10 protein-coding genes are annotated in these 18957 nt (G+C 57.3%); 2 read left to right on the plus strand and 8 right to left on the minus strand.

Going from position 1 to position 18957, the window contains the following annotated elements; genetic code table 11:
* On the minus strand, nucleotides 1-1056 hold the full coding sequence (locus tag B2828_RS01280; RefSeq protein ID WP_479631865.1) for a zinc-binding dehydrogenase: 1056 nt from the start codon (nucleotides 1054-1056) through the stop codon (nucleotides 1-3).
* Nucleotides 1057-1164: 108 nt separating this feature from the next.
* On the opposite strand from B2828_RS01280, the gene B2828_RS01285 reads away from it, so the two are divergent.
* Nucleotides 1165-1986 (plus strand): helix-turn-helix domain-containing protein, encoded by an 822-nt coding sequence (locus B2828_RS01285; protein WP_479631866.1) that lies wholly within the window; start codon nucleotides 1165-1167, stop codon nucleotides 1984-1986.
* Here B2828_RS01285 and B2828_RS01290 read toward each other — a convergent pair.
* Nucleotides 1976-6199, minus strand: a complete 4224-nt coding sequence (locus B2828_RS01290) for a hypothetical protein (protein ID WP_479631867.1) — start codon at nucleotides 6197-6199, stop codon at nucleotides 1976-1978. The two genes, B2828_RS01285 and B2828_RS01290, sit on opposite strands and share 11 nt — an antisense overlap.
* A gap of 42 nt (nucleotides 6200-6241) precedes the next feature.
* Nucleotides 6242-7474 (minus strand): SGNH/GDSL hydrolase family protein, encoded by a 1233-nt coding sequence (locus tag B2828_RS01295; protein WP_479631868.1) that lies wholly within the window; start codon nucleotides 7472-7474, stop codon nucleotides 6242-6244.
* Between the two features lie 172 nt (nucleotides 7475-7646).
* On the opposite strand from B2828_RS01295, the gene B2828_RS01300 reads away from it, so the two are divergent.
* Entirely contained in the window at nucleotides 7647-9482 is a 1836-nt protein-coding gene (locus B2828_RS01300; RefSeq protein ID WP_479631869.1) for a sialate O-acetylesterase, read from the plus strand.
* Nucleotides 9483-9497: 15 nt separating this feature from the next.
* On the opposite strand, the gene B2828_RS01305 is transcribed toward B2828_RS01300, so the two are convergent.
* The 5 genes from B2828_RS01305 to B2828_RS01325 are packed head-to-tail and all read right to left on the minus strand — an operon-like array spanning nucleotide 9498 to nucleotide 18697.
* Nucleotides 9498-11171, minus strand: coding sequence for a sialate O-acetylesterase (locus B2828_RS01305; protein WP_479631870.1), 1674 nt, complete (start codon nucleotides 11169-11171; stop codon nucleotides 9498-9500).
* A gap of 16 nt (nucleotides 11172-11187) precedes the next feature.
* Nucleotides 11188-15138, minus strand: coding sequence for an NHL repeat-containing protein (locus B2828_RS01310; protein ID WP_479631871.1), 3951 nt, complete (start codon nucleotides 15136-15138; stop codon nucleotides 11188-11190).
* Nucleotides 15139-15147: 9 nt separating this feature from the next.
* A complete protein-coding gene (locus B2828_RS01315; protein ID WP_479631872.1) occupies nucleotides 15148-16557 on the minus strand; it encodes an MFS transporter in 1410 nt (469 codons plus the stop codon).
* Between the two features lie 54 nt (nucleotides 16558-16611).
* The gene (locus B2828_RS01320; RefSeq protein ID WP_479631873.1) at nucleotides 16612-17292 is read right to left on the minus strand and encodes an SGNH/GDSL hydrolase family protein; all 681 of its coding nucleotides are present in this window, start codon (nucleotides 17290-17292) and stop codon (nucleotides 16612-16614) included.
* A 13-nt stretch (nucleotides 17293-17305) separates the two neighbouring features.
* Nucleotides 17306-18697: a hypothetical protein gene (locus B2828_RS01325; RefSeq protein WP_479631874.1), complete on the minus strand. Its 1392-nt coding sequence runs from the start codon at nucleotides 18695-18697 to the stop codon at nucleotides 17306-17308.
* Nucleotides 18698-18957 lie beyond the last annotated feature (260 nt).

Raw genomic sequence — 18957 nt, forward strand, 5'->3', positions numbered from 1 at the left:
TTAGTGGGCTCCTTTCCAATCGATGACGGCCGAGAGAACGCTCCGTTCGCGGAGGGCGGCATAAGCGGCCGGGGCCTCCTGCCAAGGGTAGATTTTATCGATAAAATGGTGGCAGTTGAAGCGCCCGGCTCGGATGTGTTCGATCACCCGCTGGCGTTCTTCGGTTCCACGGTCGCGCGGCGTGATGAAGGTGGCCGCTTCGCCCGGGAGGCAACCGTCGGGTTGCCACGGGAAGGGTTCCAAGTAGTTGGCCTGGAAGACCAAGCGGGGCCAGTTGGCTCCATAAAAGAGAATGGGCTCGACGGTGTATTCCTTGGCGTAGTTCTGCGGTTTTTTCCGCAAGAGTTTGAAGGCGGTGTTGGCTCCAGCAGAGGTCCCGGAAGCTTCAACGACAATGTCGGCTCCGCCGTTGCAGAGGTTTAAAAGGCGGGCAACGAAGTTTGGCTCGGCAGGGGAAACCGCATAGGCTGCTCCATTGCGCAAGGCGCGTTCCAGGCGGGCGGGCTCGAGGTCAGCCACAATAACGCGGCATCCGTGAGCCACCAGCCATGCGACGGAAAGGGAGCCGATGAGACCCTGGCCGATGACGATGGCCGTTTCGCCTGGTTTCGGGTTGGCGGCTTCTGCCCCACGCAGGCTGATGCTGGCGAGTTCCGTCAAAACATAATCGAGAGGGTTGGCATCCACGGGGAGGCGCACGGGGCGATCCGTCCCGGTGGCAGGAACCACCTGGAGACTGGAGTGGGAACCCCATAGCGCGGTTGCGTTAGCGAAGGGAGCGGTGTTTCGCGCGCTGACGAGGTCGCCCACGCGCCACCCCTCGGCTTTTTCACCAACGGAAACTACCTTCCCGATCGAGTTGTAGCCGGGGATATACGGGAACTTTCCCGCAGCTCCATAATGACCGCCCAACATCCGCAATTCGGTGCCTGGGGAGATGGCGGTATAGAGCGTTTCAAGGACCAGTTCTTCTGGGCCGCAGTTGTTTAAGACGGCGGTTCCGAGCCCGACCTTGTTGATTTCTTCGAATAGAACGACGTTAGCGGTGCGATTCATTGGCGCCTACGCTACGCTGACTTGCCTCATTCGGCTAGGGCCAGAATTTGGCTCTTTATTCCAATTTTCGGTTGTGGTAGGAATGCTGCGACAGACCTTGCTAAAGTCATGAATTCTTCCGCTTCCTCTCCGCTGGATGGATCTTTAGGCCGCCCTGTTCGCCTGGTTTGCATTTGGAAGATCGAAACGGGCCTTCAATATTGCGCGATGCATTCGCACCCGATGGCGGAACTGGTTTACCACTACCGCGGCTCGGGAATCACAACGATGGAGGACGGCAGGCAGGTTCATTTCGAACCGCACGGGACGGTGCTCTACCCCCCAGGGAGACCGCACGAGCAAACCATGGAGTCCCATGGCGAGGATATTTGCCTCCACTTCGATTGCGGCCAAGGAGCGAAGGCGTTAAGAGACCGGACCGCGGAACCGCTCTACGTCCCGCCGCTGCCGATGGACCCGTTTGTGCGAAGCGAGTTTCTGCAACTGGCCCGGGTGGGCTTCAACCGGGCGCGCCGTGTGGAGCTTAACCTGCGTACAACGGCGCTTCTGCTGCGGTTTCTGGATCTTAGCCGTCCCTTTGAAGAGGAGCTTTTACCTGATCCCGCAGAGATTCACGTGGCCCGGGCCCGCCAGTACATTCGCGAGAACTATCAACGCATCCAGTGTGTCGGAGAAATTGCCGAACATGTTGGTGTGAGCGAGGACTATTTACGGCACCTGTTTGCCGGGCGCGACCGTACCAGCTTGAACCGCTTGGTAACAGAAGTCCGGATCGAGCGGGCGAAGGAATTGCTCATCCATTCACGGTTGCCGCAAAAGGAAATTGCCTCCTTATGCGGCTTCCAGACGGAGCGATACCTTTCGGCCCGCTTTAAGCAGTGGACGGGGTATTCGCCGGGAGCGTTCCGGACGGCGATGGTCAAAAAGTGAACTCACCCCAATTGCGCGGTTCCGGTTGCAGTTCGAAGACCACGTCGTCCACCAAGCCGGTTTGCTGATTGGACCAGTAGGTGCGCAACCGGGTGCGGTTCCCGGCGGGATCGCCGTGGGTGACGCCGACATCGCCGCGCAGGCTCAGCTTGGGCGTGGGCTTGAGGCCGAGTACGTCCAGCGGGATCGCGGCTTCGACCAGGTAGCCTTTGCCTGCATCGACCGTTACTTTGATCTCGGCCTCGGCGACGACGTCAACCCAGTCCACTTGCCAGCCCTGGACCACGCCCGAACTGAAGGTGCGCGGTTTCTTTAGGTCGCTGACGAAGCGGTAGAGCACTGCGGTGGGCTTCCCCTTGTAGTTGCCGATGGAGAGCCGAAGATCGCCCTTTACCGCTTTGCTGCGTTTGGGGTCGGCTGCGGGATCGGTGCCGAGTTGGAGGTCAACCGTGTCGCCGCAAGAATACATCTGCGAGATGTCCTGAGCGCCGTTGACCCATGGGGTTGCATCCTTGACCTGCCAACCGATGTAGAGCTTGGCGTCATCGTAGGCCAACGCGGTGCGCACGCTGGCGTCCTCGCTCTTTTGGTAGGAAATGGGTTTGATCCCTTTGAAATCCTTCTCGAGATCGCCGCTGAATCCGACAGTCGATTTACTGATGGCCAAGGTGGCTCCACCCGCTGAGTCTTGCAGGGCCGCTTCGCGCATGGCGAGCGCCTTCGTGGTATCGGCCTGGCTGATCTGCACCTTGCCCCCGGGAATGGGGACGATCTTTTCCAAGCCGTTCACGGCAACATTCCACAAGCCTGCTTTGCCAGCCTGGATGTAGATTTTCCCGTCCTTGGCCTGGGTCAAGGAGCCGCCAAAATCCTCGCTGCCACCTCCCGGCGGCAAGTTGGTGAGATCGGAGCCGGGAAGCGGGTTTGCGGGCCAATTCCAATCGAAGACGTTGCCGCTAAACAGGCGGCTGACAAAGAAGCCTTCGGAACTGAGCACCCACCACTCACCCAGGTTGCCATTGATGGCCCAGAAGTTACCGACGCCCGGCAGATAGCCCGTGCCGACCGGCCCGAAGGCTCCACGAAAGAGGCCTGGTTCGGAGGTCGGGGCATTATGCGAACCATGCACCTGGAAGTAGGGGTTGGGATAGGTCCAGAGCAGTTTGCCGCTGGCAAGATCAAAGCAATGCCAGAGACGTCCCGCCGGGTGGTTTTTGACGGCAAGATCCATCAGGATCGTCTTGTTGTCGGCGCTGGGAAGCGCACAACCTTGGTTAAACTGATACCCGACGCTCATGGCATCCGGCATGGGGTTGAGTTTTGAAAGGTCGTATCGCGGAGCGCCTCCACTGGTGAACCCTTCCAGATGGAGCGCCTTTAACTTTTTGTCCTGCCAGTCAAAGGCATACAGAGTCATATCCGGTCCGAGGTTCATGGACCAGTCATTGCTGCCATCGGGGGAGAGGCCGCCTATGCGCCGCTGGATTTCCTCAGGTTGCACCTGGCCGTCGCCGTTTTGATCAATCCAGAGTTCCGTTGCGCCGATCTTGGCATCGGGTGCCTTCACGTCGTTGCGCATCGTGGCGCGCAGCGCGTAGCGGGCATCGCCCAGGCGCTCCCAAATTTGCATGGCTCCGTTGCCGTAACGCATGGTGTTGGTGAAGAGATAGAGCTTGCCGTTGGTCCCTTCGCGGAAGGTGGCAAATTCGTGATACTTTGTATCGAAAGTGCCGAGGCATGCGGCAGAGCCTCCCTTGGGGTCGATCCGCCATTCGCAGCCTTCGCCAACCATCACGTCGGGGTCGCGCGGATTGATCGTGCCGCCGCCCGCGCCGTAATGCGTGGGGCCAAAGTATTCCTTGAGAAGTTTGGTTTGAATGGGTGCGCCAGCTTCGCCGTAGGCCCAAACGCTCACCCGCTTCGGGTGGGCATCGTGTTCGGTCACCCAGAGTTTGCCTTTCGCATCGACCGCGATGCCGCTTGGATTCAAGATGCGCTTCGGTTGCCACGGACCGATTTGGCGGCCGCCCTTCTCGCCCACTCGGCCGATTTCCTTTCCGTTGGTTCCGAAGATGACGATTTGGCTTTCCGGGTCGCGGAGACCGACCAGGATTCGACCTTGCGGATCAATCGAGAGCGAATACGGATTGCGCAGACCGGTAATGAAGGGCCGGGAATCGCCGCTGTCGAGATTGACCGTGCGCACTTCCTCGCCGCAGATGACGTAAGCGGTCTTGGCATCGCGCACTTTGATGGCTGTCGCCATCGGTAGGGGCCAGTGTTTGAGCATCGCGCCGGTAGCTCCGTCGAGCACCACGAATTGATGATCGACTTTTCTCAAGGCCGGAGCCAAGCGCTCTTCCAATGCCCGACGATTGGCCAAAGCGCGTTTCGCTTCCCCGTCATTCGCAGCGCCGATAGTGAGAGTTTTGGATTTCAATAGACCGTTGAGGTTCTCAACGATTTTCATTTCGTCCTCACGCCGCATGGCCGTTTCGCGTCGTTGTTTACCCGCCAGGTAGCGCTCGATGCCCTCCTGAACGCCGGGCCGGAGATCGGCCAGGACCACCGTCGCCAGCGAGGCATCGGCGGCGACCTTGCTCAACAGAACCTGCCAGTCCGCAATCTCGTCCAGGAAGATGGTGCTATCGCCGGTGGTGCCGTAGAGCAGGCCGTCGCGGGCATCGAGTCCTGATAAGCGATCCGCGCCGAAATTCGCGCCAAACACATCCTCCTGGCTTACGATGTGGTTCTTGCGGTTTTTCCACGGTTGATACGCGCCGGTTTGGGCGTCGACCCGGCTGATCAGAACCGGGGGCTGCTTGTTAAGCCAGCGGGACTTGGCATGCACGACGTAGACGATGCCACGATCCACGGCGATGACCTCGGGGTCCGCGCCGCCTGTGGTATTCTGCAAACTCCAGATCAGCTTGCCATCGAAGTCCGTGGCAATCAGATGCCTGCCGCCCTCGGCTCCGTTGCAGGCCAGATACATGCGCTCGCCGTCCGTCACCACCGCGCTTGGCACGCCGTGGTCGCCCAGCCAGAAGTCGTACGGCGTGGCCCACCAGGGGGCTCTGCCGCTAAAGGAGGCCCAGCCTCGCAAATCCAGAGTGACCCCTGGGTGGGCGATGGCCTTCCATGTATAGTCTCCCGCGGGAACCGGCTGCCCTGGAGTGCGGTAGGTAGGATCGGTGAGCCCGTCCCATTGCACCGTGACTGGCCCTTTTTCCCGGGCATCCTGATTGAGAAGGTGGCGCACAACCACCCCGTTGGGGTCCACCAGATTCAGCGACACGTATCCGCTGAACGGCATATCGAATGTGATCGCTTTAAACCCTGGCCATTCGAAGCGCCGCACCAGCCCCGTCCAATCGACCGTCGGCAGGCCTTCACGCATGCTTACCGGAAAAGTGCGACCGTCGCCCACCCGAACCGGCTGGGGATCAACCTTGCCTTTCGGAACCAGCGTCGCCCATCCCCAGTCTTTGTAGGCATTGAAGGTGAAGATCTTGTTGGGTCGCTTTACATCATCGGCAAAGATGTCTTTGATGGTGATTCGCCCAAAAGTTCCGGCGGTAAAATTGGGCTCGATCGTGATCTTGAAACGCTCGCCAACCTTGGGCGCGCGGCCTGCCGGGCTGAGCATTTTCCAAGGCAGCGCAATCTCTTGCGAATAGCCCTTGCCATCGGCATCAATATGGAAGGCCATCTTCCCCCCGAGCTCGCAGGCGTTGTCCAAGGCGGGCATCATATTGTTGTCCTGTGCTCCCTCACGGGCACCGGGGCTGCTCCGCTCGATCACCGATAGGCCATGGTTGTCGCGCCATGCGTCCCACCATGTGATGGTTTTTTCCGGCGTGTCGGGAAAGAGGATGCAACGGAACTGGAGGCAATCGCCATTAAAACCGTGCCCCCCAAGGGACTCGGGGTTATTGAGCGGAGTCGGGTCCTTCCAGCGCGCCAGCAGGTAGAGATTCTCGCTATCATACATGGCGTGGAACCAGACCGAAGAGTTATCGCGCAAGTGTTCCAATTCGCCGCAGGCAAAAATGCCGCCGCTGAGGTCCCAGTCGTTCGTCTGGCCATCGATGGCAACCGGCCCGGGCGTTGGGAGAACGCGCAAGCCCTGGTTCTCGGTTTCAGTGGCGCATAGCGTGGATGCGGCGAACGAGCAAAAAAGTGCGGCTAGTAGTAGACTAGGTTTAGGCATAGTGAGGGGAACGTGAGTAAAAAATTGGAGGTTGAAAATGAACTATTCACCAGCGGTGCAAACGCTTTCGATATGGAGTTCGCCATCGGCGTTATCGGGGTCGAGCACCGGAGCGATTTCCAGCGTGTGTTTGCCAGGGGCCAGTTTATCGGCAATCTTAATCCACGAGAAAAGGTGGACGCTGGGATCTCCGTTGGCGAAAGAAACCTTGTTGGGCCAGAAATCAAAGACCTTCCTGCCATCCCTCTTGTTTTCCGTGACGTAGGGGACCGGCTTTCCATCAATGGTCACTTTAAAGGCGAGGCCGTTGCCAGCTTTTTCGCCAAATAGACCTACAAATGTACCGGGGAACTCCATCTTTAGCGGCTCGATTTCCGTAGCCACTTTGGGCTGCCCTTTTTCTTTCCCGCCGCAAACCGCCACATCCGTCATCCATCGGCTCGAAAGGCCGTCGTACCAGGCTGAAGTGCGATAAGTGGTGCTCTGCCGCCAGCCTTTAGGCAACGGGTTCTGCACCAGGACGGTCCGCGTGACTTTGGAAAATTGGTCGGAAAAAACCGGCTTCTCCGGAACCACGCACTGGCGTCCGTCGGCGATGGCTTTCTCCAGTCCATCGCGGATGGCCTCGAAGAAGAGTTGATAGCCATAGTCGTAGGGATGGGCTCCGTCGAGGGGCCAGATTTTGTTCTCGGGTACCTTGCCCGAACGCACCAGTTCACAAACCGAGGCCGCGACATCGCCTACTGCGGTCTGGTAAGCCTCGGCGAGCCGTTTGTGAGCTACATAGAGCGGCCGTTGGTAGGCTTCGGGTGCGCGGAAAAACTGGAACGTCATAAACTCCTGCATGACCGGGATGCCCGCTCCGATCATTTTCCGCAAAATGCCTTCGTAACACGCGAGCACCTCGATCTCATCGCCCGGACCGTCGTTGACGGTGAAATCGTAAAATACCAAGTCGGGTTTCTTCGCGAGCACGTCGCGCTGTAGTCTGAACATCCCGAGGTTCGATCCTGTGCCGCCAATGGCCGAGTCATAAAAGTGGAAGGGCGTGTTGGGATATTTTTTGCGCAAATAATCCATCATCAACCCGCGCCAACTGGTGGTTTCGGGGTCGCTGGCATTGGCTCCGAAGGTGAGAGAGCCTCCGAAAAAGACCACCGAAAGCGGCTCATGCGCCCGCGCCTTGCGATCAAATTCGGCGAATGAAGCGGAGAGAGCCCCAGAGGCATTCACGAAGTTGAGAACCAGGAGGATACAGGCAAGAAGATATTTCATGACTCAGAGCGAGAGTTCAGCAGGGGTAAAGGAGAGGTTCAATGTATACAGATTTGATCCAGTGCTGAAAGGGTGGCATGAGGTTGGACATTTGAACGATACATCTTAATACTGCAAAAATCCCGGGGCTAATTAACCTAACCCCAGTCAGCCCATATCCCAGGAGCATTCCATGAAAATCGTGAGCGGCCTTAGCGAAGGCCAAGTTCTTCAACGCCTCGGCAAGCGGGGAGCCAATGTAAAAATAGCAGGAGTCAGTCCCGGAATGGACGGGGTGATTTACGCGACCATTTCCAAACGCAAGATACCGCTGAGCGATTGGAACAAACGGCGCGTGGGCCGGGCTTCCCGAGGTTCGTTTTCCGTGGAGCTTTCCGCCATTCCAGCCGGAGGGCCGTACCGGCTGGAACTCCAATGCGGAAGCCGGAAAGCCTCGGTGGCTAGCTTCTTTGTGGGGGATGTCTGGATCATGGCAGGGCAAAGCAATATGGAAGGCGTGGGTAACATTAGTCAACCCGCCAAGCCCAATCCACTCATACGGGCTTTTTCCATGCGTCGCGAGTGGCGCTCCGCGACGGACCCCCTCCATGTGTTGAACGAATCACCGGACCATTGCCACAACGACGGAACGCAGCAGCCTCGGGAAGAGGGAGAGCGGTATCGGGCAAATGCAATGCGGGGAGCCGGCGTCGGAATCCCCTTCGCCAAGGAGATGCTGAAGCGCTCTGGCGTTCCGCAAGCGCTGATCTGTACTGCCCATGGCGGAACGAGCATGGAACAATGGGATCCCTCGCTAAAAGATTCGATGTATGCCTCCATGCTCCTGTCCGTGCAGGCGACGGGCCAGCCGGTGGCGGGCATGCTCTGGTATCAAGGGGAGAGCGATACGTCGCCGCGACAGGTTGCGGAATTCATGGAGCGAATGAAGAAGTTGGTGGCCGCCACTCGCCGCGATTTACATCAGCCTGGGCTGCCCTGGGTTATTGTTCAAATTGGCCGGACCAGCGGCGTGCGTGCGAATTTCCAACCGTGGAACGACGTGCAGGATCTTCAGCGTTTGATGTCGCACCATATTAAAAATCTGGAGACGGTAGCTGCGGTCGATCTGGAACTGGACGACGCAATCCATATCTCGACGAGAAGTTTTCCAACCCTTGCCTTGCGAATGGCCCGGGCGGCCGATTTCCTAGTCTACGGCAACCAAAAGGAAGGTCCCGCACCGCGACTGCGCGCGGTGATTGCCGGGGGCACTTCCAAAGCTGCCGACGCGGAACCGGGCCTGGGAATTGATGTGATTTTTGACCATGTTGGCAAGGGACTCCGATGCGAAGGACCTCAGCCGCGCGGGTTCGTTTTAATCGACGCGCAAGGGAACATCTGGCCGCAAATTTTCAAAACAACGCTCCATGGCAACATCGTGCGTCTATTTCTCGCTGCCGGACTACCCAAAGGAATGCGCCTGCATTACGGCTACGGCCTCGATCCGGATTGCAATATTTCCGATTCGCGGGGATACGCGCTGCCGGTATTCGGGCCTGTGGAATGCCAAGTCGCCGGAGCAGATGCGCCCTTTGTCACCACCTGGCAAAGAACGGGTGTGGTTCAGGTTGCCAAGCCTTTAAAAGATATCGCTTGTCCCGACTTGAAAGCGTTTGAGACCACGGTGAAAACGGCTGGCAAGGATGGGTTTGTTGAGGATCATGCCGCATGGATTGGGCATTCCGGCCATGCCTATTTCTGGAGCCAAATTGAACTCGCCGAGCCCGCCAAAATCGAGTTCCTGCTGGGGTACGACGGGCCGTTCCGGCTGTGGCTCGACGGCAAACGCTTTTTTGATGCCCTGCATGGTTCCAACCCCTGTCTGCCCGACGAGGGGTCGAAAACCATTTCATTGAAAGCCGGAGTGCATCAACTGACCGTGGGGATGGATACCAATGGAGGGCGTTCTTGGGGATTCTTTATGCGCCTCCACCGCCTCGATGGTTCCCAGAACGCCCTACGCTATTAATCCGAAATTGCTCTACTAATGCGGGCGTTGTAACGGATTTTGCGGTGGCTGATTATCGGTTCGGAATGGCGCCGCGGGCAGCCCTTCCTTGTTGTACAGATTGGCCCATACCAAACTCGACCACGCGAAACGCACAAACGATGGCTCGGATATTTGCTGACTGGATATTACCACATCGTTGCCGTCGATCTTGGCATCGGCCGGAACGTAATTTCCGTCGGCCCCTGCTATCTCGAACCCGACGATCTTGTCCGTAGGCCATGGTTGGGCTGTAGGGTCAATCCACGGCGGACGGCTGATGACGAGGCCGCTTCCGGTGTGCGTGAAGCTGACGCGAAGGGTATTGCCCTCGACTTTGGATGCGGCGTAAATCGGCCCGGAGTAAACCAAGTCCTGGCCGTAGGCAACCTTCTTGGCGGCCAAGGCCAGCCGCAAGCCCACGTCGAGCTTGTCGATGGGATGGAAATTTTTGAGGCTGTGATAATCGCCGAGATCGACCGCGGAAGCCATGGCGGTATTGGGTAGTGAAAGGGTCTTCAATTGGGACTCGCGCACGGAAGGCCAATCCTGCCCGATGTCCAAGCTGGCCAGCTGCACAAATAAGAACGGGAAGTCCCCCTGCGCCCAGTGTTCGCGCCAGTCGGTGATCATCCTGCTGAATAACGTCCGGTACCCAGGCCCATTTTCGGCATTGGCCTCTCCCTGGTACCAGATCGCCCCTTTGATGGCATAGGGAACCAGAGGTGCGATCATCCCGTTGAACAAATTCGACGGCCCACCAGGCCCGCCGGTGGGATCTTTCGGAAGAACGGGCTTGGGCGCGGCTGCGGGAATGGGCGGCTCTGGTTGCCCGGCTAGTTTGGCGTTTTTGGATGCCTCCAACCAAACTTTTAAGGCCGCCTGATACTTGGGATCTTCCTCGGCCTTCCACTTGGCCATATCGGCTTCATAAGCGGCCATCTGGGCCGGATATTCCGGGGCGAGTTTGGGATACTGCGCAGCGTTCGCGTTATATCTGGCAACGTAGTTTTGGAGCGTAGGCTCTTTTTGCAAACCCTCCAGGCTGGTCCACGACTGAGCGGGGCTGCCGCCCCAGCAAGCTTCGATCAGGCCGACCGGACGCCCCAATGAGGAGCGCAATTCACGCCCGAAGAAATAGCCGACTGCCGTGAAATCCTTTGCCGTTTCGGGTGAGCAGACCTGCCAGCTTCCCTCCACGTCGCTTTCCGGTTGAAGCGCTGTTTTGTGCTTAACCAAAAAGAAGCGAAGCTGGGAGTCGGTGGCCTTGGGAACTTCTGCCCGTCCATTGAGGGCCTGGAAAAGAGGGAACTCCATGTTCGACTGGCCGGAGCAGACCCAGACTTCGCCGACCAGCGCGTCGTTGAAAGTCAGCGTATTCTTGCCTGTCACCGTCAGCGTTACGGGGGGCGTCCCGCTGGGCAGCGCTGGCAGTTTCACCAGCCACTTGCCGTTAGCGTCCGCTTCCGCGCGGGCGGTTTCCTTACCAACGGTCACCGTCACCTTTTCGCCCGGGTCAGCGGTGCCCCAAACGGGCAAAACTGTCTCCTGCTGCAGCACCATGTGATCGCCGAAGATCGCTGGCATTTTAACGTCGGCTTGCACTAATCCGGGCGCCGTCAGCAATGCAGCGGCTGTCCCGTAACCGGCTATTTTTCGATAAATCATCATTTGTGTTCCCCTATCATTAATGTGGAGGTGGTCCGCTAATCTTTAGTTTCCAAAGAACGGCAGGATCGGCCATGAGACTGGCACCAAAGAGCTGTCCGCCGTAAATCAAGTCGCGCCGAATCAACAATTCATTCCACCCCGCTTGGAGGGAGAGCGGCTTGGAGTTGTCCAGCCGGATCTTGTTCTTTTCCTTGGTTTGAGGCAGCGGTTTTCCATTGAGCTGCCCGCTGATGATGTCCAGCGCGCGTGCGTCGTCGTAGGCATTTAGCAGCACCTCCGCGGGTTGAGGTGTGTAAATATGAGTCAATAAGTACGTGGTTCCTTCGTCGTTATAGGAGGTCCAATTGAGAACCGTTTTGAAATCAACCAAGTCGGTGCTCAGATGCACGGCTTTCCACGTCGCCGTCCGCCGGGCTGCTCGCGTCTGCGTTAGGTCGCCTTCATAGGTTGCGGCCATGTTGCGTTCGGTGTCGGGCGGAAATGCCGATTCACAGAGCGTTTTGACAACCATTGGGCGATCCTTGAGGAGATCAAGTTTGGTAACCTGCGGGAACCCGAACGGCCCGATGGCCATCCACGATTGGATGGCAAGTTTGTTTTCGATGGGCAAACAATAGACCGGTGACCAACTGCCCGGGTAAAGGCGCGCCTCCGTCGGCTCGTCAAAAGTCTCCCTGCTTGCGGAGCCGTCGACGTTGCTCCACCAGAAACGGTTTACGCCGCCAAGATTCGCATCGAAATTTCCCAATGAACGCCAACCGCATAAAGTCTTTACACCCGGCAGGGCGGTACGCGGAATGGCCGCGGCTAGGACAAATCCGTTGCCATCCTCGTCGATTTTGTAACCAGAGCTAACTCCCGGAACGACGGCAACATGGGCAAATGTGACACTCCCCACCGGGGTTTTGTAGGTCTGCGGATTGGCCACTTTGTCCGACCATTTCGGGTACATACCGAGGATGATCGGGCCGGTTGGATCTCCCGCGCCCGGCAGCTTGAAGATGCCGAAAACAAAGCGGACATCGCCAGGGCGTCCGTCTGGTAAGCCAGGTCCAGGAATGGCCTCAGGGTCGCCTTGAAGATAGAGGCCTAAGGTATCGTTTCCCTGGTCGTGGGCGAAAATGTGTTGGGGAAGTTCCAGCGGTTTGGCGACAAATGCGTGCCCCAGCCGCACATGCCAGCGGATGAAAAGATGCTCCGGATCGTAATAGCACCGCGCTTCAACGGTTTGTTCGTTGCCTGCGGAAAATACTACTGGATCACATGCTTCCCAGCCCGCCATGGAGCCATCGAGGGCGGGCCCGCCGCCAGGAGCAGGATAGAACCGGGCCACCCGCGAAGCCGCCGCGCCACCGCGGATCGTCATGGCGACTTCGGGCGGAGAATCGATCTGTTTGGCGGCAAGCTTTACGGTCTTATCGAGAGAGATCAGGGGCTTTACCGGATTTTCTGTAGTCGTCCATCCTTTAGCTTCATAGATGAGGGGCACGGTTTTTCCAAGTGCTATGTAAACTTTGCCATTATCCTGGTTAACGTAATTGTATCCGGCGAAAAATTCAGCGGGTTGCCAATACGCGCCCATTTGATCGTGCGAAACAAAATGGGAATCGGGGAAGAGCGTATCCACATAGAGCCCCTCCTCCGTGTAGAGCACATAGCCCGCCCGGGAATTATCAACCAACCCCACCAGACCGTTGATCGGAGGATTGACAAAAATCGGGCCATAAACTTCGCCCGAAACGGCGTTGCCCCGGATCGCCATCCGGCCCACCCTCCAGCGTTCGGTGTAGCCGCCTTTCCCATCGGGAACATAACGGGAGAGTTTAAACTGGGTGCCGAAATTGGCGGTTACGTTCGGGCCGCTTCGTGCAGAAACGTAGACGTCGCCATTCGGGGCGTTGGTTACCGAGGCCCAGTCACTGCTATAGCTAACGCCCACTTCATTTCCGCCACGGGTGGCGGTAACGGTTCCCGCTTTCTTGGCTTCGAAGGTGGGATCACTGAGCATTTTAGTCCAGCCATTGGGATCAAAGATCGGGGTGCCGTGGCTATCGAAGCTGGGCGCAGGAAGCCGCCAGATATCATTGGTTCCCCGCCCCATGCAGAGGAGAGAAAAGTCCTCGGCCCATGATTCGCCGAAATAACGCAACGTCCCCTGCGGCGGTGTCGTTGGAAACGGCAGGTATTCGTCTTCCTGCACCTCGCCGTCGGCATTGAGATCGCTCCAAAGATAACAGACCCTCTTGCGATCTACGCGCTTTTGAAAAATACCGGCGCAGGCCCTCCACTTTTCGCCTTCCAAGTGGTAAATGGCATAGCCCTTCCAGAAAGCCAGGTAGAGCTCATCGCCACGATAAATCAGGCGAGGGCAGGCCAGTGGCTGAAGGAGCTTGCCGTCGAATTCGCCACTGCCGTTGTGGGTCGTTCCCACATTGGTCCAGACTGCCTCGGGCGTCCACTGGCCGGTCACGTAATCGATTTTCCACCGCACCAATGTGTGGCCCTGGCCGGGAACGTAGAGGCGGTCGGGGTGCCGGGGATCGACCGCATAACCGTCGTTCGCCCGGGTTTGTGGCACGACCCATTGCCGGATCATTTTGCCGTCGTCGCAGCTCCATTCGCTCAAGCGGTTGGGGCCAGATTGTTCCACCACGAGCAGGCGATCCTTACCCTGGGCGTCGGTCCAGCAGGCAAGCTTTTCGGGAGCCATGAAAGATAGCGGATCATATGTGCCACCCTTTTGTGCATCGAGCTTTCCAAAGGTAAGGAGCCCCTTTCCGTGGGCATCAAATTGGTAAACATGATTCGCGTCGGAGTCGCTGAGGTAAATCCGATCGTGGCTGTCCACCTCGACGTCGAAAGGCTTCACCCCGGCGGGAACCGTGAAGAGCCGTGAAGGCTGGGCCTTATCCCAGCCCGCTCCAAGCGGAATGGAAAGCACTTCAAAGTCCGCCCCGCCGCCGCCGTGCAGGATGTAGAGCTTGCCATGGCGGGCCACAACGCCCAAGGGGCGCTGGATTTTCCAAGTTGCCAGAATGTGAGCGTCCACGCCATCGAGCGCTCGCACTTCGTCGATGAGGTCGCTGTCGCTTTCGACGTAATCGCGCCCACCCTTAACAATGCGGCCGCCTTCCGCGCTGAAAACAACCGTATGCCCGAGATCGTGATCCGGCCATGCGGCAAGCGCCTTCACCCAGCCATCGGGCAAGTAGACATTGTCGCGCGCGGCTTTTTGCTTGCCGAAGGGCTTGCCATCGGCGCGGCCCACGAATCTTTTACCCGCCTCGTTGCAGAAGCTCCAGATGACTTCCCCGTCGGTGCAGGTCGAACTGCCTCCGGCAAATACGGCTGAACTATAACCGGTGATGATTTGGCTGTAACCGATCGGTTTGGTAAAATCGGTGAGGAAGTAGTTCCGCCCATTTTCCAAGTATTGAAAATAGACCGCGCCCTTGCCGCTGGGGGCAACATCAACATCGCGCAACGGCCCGCCGCAAGGATCGCCCTCGATTTTGCCGGGCAAGGTGTCCTCGGAGGGCGACTGATTCCAGGATGAGCCAGCGGAGGCGAGTTTGGGAACGATGGTGTGGTAAAGCCCGTCAATCTCCCATTTTTCCGCGGGCATGAAAATTCCCTTTAGGGCGTAAGTCCCCGGGGGCACCGGCATGTAGTTGTCATCCAAACCGTTCCATGTTTCGGTGAACCGCCCTTGATTCTCGGTCGTTACCGTGCGGACTACTCCCGCGGCAAAGGTGCTGATGATCCAGTTCGGATCTTTGGGATCGACCGAGGCAAGGGTCACCCGGTAGGTCTTGGGCAGCGGCCCCGTCGTCGGCAATTGGTAGTGAACTTCAGCGCCAACCGATTTTGCGGCAGCTTCTGGAATATCCACGGGAGCGCCTAGCGTCTTCTCAAGGCAGGAGGCGGCAAGGAGAAGCAATAACGGGAAGCAATATTTCAATTTCATCGAGGCAAATCAACGGGAAAGGGATTCGGCTTGGGGCACGGGGAAGCCCCCGCTTCTCTTTTTCCACAGGAGATACACTTTCCCGTAAGCTAATGCGGAAAGCAGATAGAAAAAGGCCGTCCAGAGGTAGCCCATGCGGTTGTTCTGCAAACGATCAAAGAGCATTCCCGTGAGCGGGCCAGCGAGGTTGCAGATGACTTGATAGAAAACAGCTTGCGCGGAACAAAACTGCCCCAGTTTTTCCCTCGGAAACACTTCCACGGTAAATGCGCCAACGATGATCCCTAGAACAAACTGCACGAGGTTATTCAAGCAGAACGCGATCAGATAGCTCCACTTGTCATGGATGAAGAAGTAGCTCCAAAAAACAACGATCGTTAAAAGCATTAAGGCTGGCGCCATCAGCCGCACCGGTTTCAAACGGTCGGTGAAAGTCCCGATGGAAAAGCCAAGCAATAAGCCGAAACCGGTGGTCGCCATTTTGGCCCAACCATCCACCCACCCAAGCGTGGTGAGATCCAAGTTTAAATCGTAGTGGAGATAGTTGAACTGGTACCATCCGCCGTTGTTGCCGAGTTGCCAGAAGAGCGATGCGCAAAAAATCCAGAGATAGAAAGACTCGCTAAAGCATTCGACAAAGTAGGCCCGAACGGGAGCAAGAATGCTGCCTTTAGTATGGACCTCCGGCGGCGGGTATTCGCCTTCCTGGATTTTCCAAACCGAGAGAAGATAGATGGCAAGAGAGAAGAGACCGGTGCCGACGTAAACGGCCTTCATGTGGTGATCGGCGAGGCCGAAGATAAAGAAGCTCCAGAGAAGGCCTGCGATCAGAGCGACGTTGGCTTTCAGCGAATTAAACCGTCCCAAGACGCTCTCCGGCACCACATCCCAATAAAGATAACTGAATATAGCCAACACCACGGCATTAAACATTCCAGCAACCAAGCCGCAGACCCCGATGAAGAACGCCGGACCGTTCATCGGAATTTGCCTGAAGAGCCCCGCCATGAAGGGGAACTGCTCCAGCCAGCGGAAGAAATCCGGCATGAACGGAATCGCCATCAGGAATACGGCAAAAATCGGCGTGGCAATCAAGAGGAAGGGTCTGCGTCGGCCATAGGGGCCGCGATGGCGGTCGGACCACGTGCTGACCCAGGGATTGATCCACGGCGTGATAAAGCCGCCAATGCTCCCCAAAAGCGCCATTTGCGTATAGGTCGCCCCGTGGTCGCGCATCATGACTTTATTCAAGCTGCCGATCGACTCCATCAGCGTGATCCCAAAATCGTTCCACATCAGCCAGACAAACAAGACGATCAACTGCCGTTTGTTGTAGACGAGGGTGCCGACTGAGTAGATGGGCTCGGGTGCAGCCGTACGAACCGGATCAGCAGGGGGGAGGTGGTGAGTCAAGTTCATGACGCTTATCAGCGTAAGAGGTCTGGGGGGAATGCGCGTTGGGTAGATGAACGATTAAAAGCGCTCAGTCGTCGTGAATGCGAAGGCAGCTGCTTTTCCAGCATCTGGCTCGGCTGCAGTCCATCCGAGACTGACTAGTTTTTCCAGAACTGCTTTGGCAAGGACCAGTTCGCCACCGGGACTGAGGTGAATGCCGTCAACGGGACTTGCAAGACAGGCAAGGGAGAGCGTTTGTGCAGCGGTGTCAAATGCGCCTTTCAAATTCAAAACGGGGCAGCCGGTTTCCCTCGCCACTTCCTCAATGACCGGGTTCCCCGCGTCGCCATGAACCCAGACTTTTTCCATATTCTCCGCCCGCGGCGTGGGATATTGAAGCAAGAGAACTTTGATTCCCGCAGTCTTGGCTTGGGCTACGATATCGGTCAAATCCGTTTTGAAAGTGCGCGAGGCTTCCGCTTTGTCAGCGTTCTTGTCGAAATTATTTGTGCCGATGAGGATGACTACAATATCGGGCTGCGCTTGCAATAGCCGCTCATCCAGATGCCGAAGAACTCCCGAAGAGGTGTCGCCAGCCACGCCCCGGTTCAATACTTCCACACGGTTGAAGCCTAGCGACGCCCCCAGACCGAATTGCAGAAGATCCGACCACTTCACGTATTTATCCAAATAGGCCTTTCCGTCGCCCGGCCCGGTAATGGAATCCCCAAGACAAACAATTTTGATTTTACGCTGCATATAAACTCCGCTGCTAGTGTGCCGTGAGAGAATAGACCGAACCACCTTGCAGTTGCCAGGAACCTTGCGAATTTCCTGTTTCGCCTGTTTCCAGGTTCGTGATGCAACCGTGATAGGTAAACTCGACGTCCTCGAAGGCCCAGACGATCGCCGGTTTCCCGGCCTCGTCCAGCCAGAGCACAAAACGGCCCCCCGGCTGCAAACGAAGCCGATGCATCCGCGGGAGGGCTTGGTTATAGAGGTGGTTGACGCGGCCATACGCTTCGGCATATTTGCCTCCGGGAAGGCGATCTTCCGGCGAGGAATCGACGGCCCACGAATTTCCGCCCAAGCCGGGAGGGCAACGATGGGCGGCCATCCAAAAATAACGCTCCGCGCTCAGCTTATCCGGGGCGACGGGGTTCTCCTGTGATAAAAACGCGGGACTGCAATCCATCAACGCGAAGGCTTGGTCACCGGTTACGAAATCGGACCATAGTCTCCGCCGGAATTTATCATTGCAGAATCCAAACAGGCCAACCTGGCTAACCCCAAAAATCGTAATCACTTCCGGCCGCTGCATAAAGCCCTGCTTTTGCAGTTCCCTTTGCATTCGGAAGATATCGTCAGCCTGTGGCGCTTTGTCGGGAGCGCCCCAGTCCAGGCAGGTCACGCCAAGGTTTTGATACGAATCCCAGAAAATGCCAGAGATCCCTGTCTCCTTTTTAACGTCGATAATCTGTTTTAAAAACCATTGCCCAAACTCGCTCCGAATACGACCGCTCCAGAGGGTATGGTAGTCACCATCCCACGGGTCGCCATTGGCTTCGTGAAGCACCCAATCCGGGTGTTCCCTCCAGATCGGAGATCGTTGGGAGAGATGAAACGAAAACCACTGCATCATTCTCAGGCCAAGGGCCTGGGCTTTGTCGTTGAGGCGTTTCATCACCTGGGCGCCACCGAATGCCTCGGCGAATCGGAAGGAATACGGGCAGCACATGTTCCCTTCAATTCCGGGCGTCAAATCGGAGGTGACGCTATCCCAAACGCCATGCACAAAAACTTGGCGGAAACCGAGCCGCGCATATTCAGCTAAATTATTCTCCAGTGGTTTCGACCACTCTGTCATTCTAGCTTTCAGCCCCTTGTCCCAGAGAGGAACGCCGGAGGTGGGCTGGGGAATTTCGAGATCGAAGTCGTATGCCGCCAAAATCCGCCGCCGGACTTCGGTAAAGCAATCCAGCCACAAATTGCGGACCTCATAGCACTCCAGAGACCGGGGAGCTTGGTAAACGAGCAGTTTCCGCTCGGGTGCCTCGGCTTCTTCCGATAGCGGAAAATAGGGGCGGTCCAAATAATGGATCACGTTTTCGTCACCAAACTTTTCGAGTCGGGTGCGGGTAAGCCCAGGCCGTTCCGCAAACAAACAAAGCGCCGTTCCCTTCTTCGCCTGGAAATCGCAAATCCCCGCTCCGGCGGCCCGGGGGAGCATATCCATGGGATAGCATCCACCCCACCCGCCCTGCTCTTCCGTAAAAAATTTCTCGATCGTCGAAAATGCGCTCTTCTCCTCAACCATTTGTTCCAACTGGATGGTTGATACGTCTTGCTGAATGAGCGTGCCCCCCGCCGCTTCACCCTCGATCTCCCAAGTCGCTGTTTCCAAAATCCAATGAATGGGATAAC

This window comes from Spartobacteria bacterium UBA695 (assembly GCA_002298145.1).
GTDB lineage: Bacteria > Verrucomicrobiota > Verrucomicrobiia > Chthoniobacterales > Chthoniobacteraceae > UBA695.

What these genes read in the sequence shown, in the direction of transcription:
- B2828_RS01280 (WP_479631865.1), bottom strand. Translation starts at nt 1,056, where the DNA reads ATGAATCGCACCGCTAACGTCGTTCTATTCGAAGAAATCAACAAGGTC.
- B2828_RS01285 (WP_479631866.1), top strand. Translation starts at nt 1,165, where the DNA reads ATGAATTCTTCCGCTTCCTCTCCGCTGGATGGATCTTTAGGCCGCCCT.
- B2828_RS01290 (WP_479631867.1), bottom strand. Translation starts at nt 6,199, where the DNA reads ATGCCTAAACCTAGTCTACTACTAGCCGCACTTTTTTGCTCGTTCGCC.
- B2828_RS01295 (WP_479631868.1), bottom strand. Translation starts at nt 7,474, where the DNA reads ATGAAATATCTTCTTGCCTGTATCCTCCTGGTTCTCAACTTCGTGAAT.
- B2828_RS01300 (WP_479631869.1), top strand. Translation starts at nt 7,647, where the DNA reads ATGAAAATCGTGAGCGGCCTTAGCGAAGGCCAAGTTCTTCAACGCCTC.
- B2828_RS01305 (WP_479631870.1), bottom strand. Translation starts at nt 11,171, where the DNA reads ATGATGATTTATCGAAAAATAGCCGGTTACGGGACAGCCGCTGCATTG.
- B2828_RS01310 (WP_479631871.1), bottom strand. Translation starts at nt 15,138, where the DNA reads ATGAAATTGAAATATTGCTTCCCGTTATTGCTTCTCCTTGCCGCCTCC.
- B2828_RS01315 (WP_479631872.1), bottom strand. Translation starts at nt 16,557, where the DNA reads ATGAACTTGACTCACCACCTCCCCCCTGCTGATCCGGTTCGTACGGCT.
- B2828_RS01320 (WP_479631873.1), bottom strand. Translation starts at nt 17,292, where the DNA reads ATGCAGCGTAAAATCAAAATTGTTTGTCTTGGGGATTCCATTACCGGG.